At 43.8% G+C, this 646-nt stretch carries 1 protein-coding gene and 1 pseudogene; both read right to left on the bottom strand.

Annotation, left to right across the window (positions count from 1 at the left end):
- A partial coding sequence (locus TW84_RS23310) for a hypothetical protein (RefSeq protein ID WP_045977991.1) occupies nucleotides 1-272 on the bottom strand: 272 nt, incomplete at its 3' end.
- Between the two features lie 17 nt (nucleotides 273-289).
- A pseudogene (locus TW84_RS24720) lies at nucleotides 290-646 on the bottom strand (hypothetical protein); the annotation flags it as partial.

The following is a 646-nucleotide window of genomic DNA, read 5'->3' as shown; positions in this document are numbered from 1 at the left end:
TGTTTTACATCTGGGTTACCGGCGTAATATAAGTAGCTGCCTAAAGCAAAAACGCACAACGAGGCAACAAGAATCCCTAACCATGAGAGTTGGTATCCTATCCAAAAAAACATACAAGCCCCGAGTATCCAAGTGAAAATATCGCCATAATCGGTAGCAGGAACTATCATCTCTTCAAATTGATAGACCACCTTGGCCTCTTGTACCGCTTGCTGCTGAGCTTGCTGATATTCTGGGGTTAGATCCGGTAACGAATCGACAGACACATACATCAGTTAGGCCCCATCAACTACACCTGATGGTAGTAGTCTTCATGTTCAACTTTGATGAACCTCTTCAAGTGGCGCATCATTTCTATTTGCTCTTGCTCTGTACTGGCATAGGTCAGGAAATAAAATTCTTTGTTGTCAGTGAACAGGTCATCTTTTTCACCACCATCATTTTCTAACTCTATACGAGGCACGACTCGACGAAGGATGAGGTTATTTTTGAACTTCATACATTGATTGTCCGCCATTTCATATTCAATATTAGGGTTGAAAGGGCGAACTCTGACTCTAGGTTGATTAGTTACCCCTGCCATTTTAAACGACAATAACAGCCCGGCGCCGGCACCAACAAACATCATCGGCCCCACCAGCACCAC

Origin of the sequence: Vibrio neptunius (genome assembly GCF_000967495.1) — a bacterium.
Lineage (GTDB): Bacteria > Pseudomonadota > Gammaproteobacteria > Enterobacterales > Vibrionaceae > Vibrio > Vibrio neptunius.
Note: the sequence above shows the minus strand (reverse complement) of the source record. Positions and strands in the feature narration are given on the sequence as shown.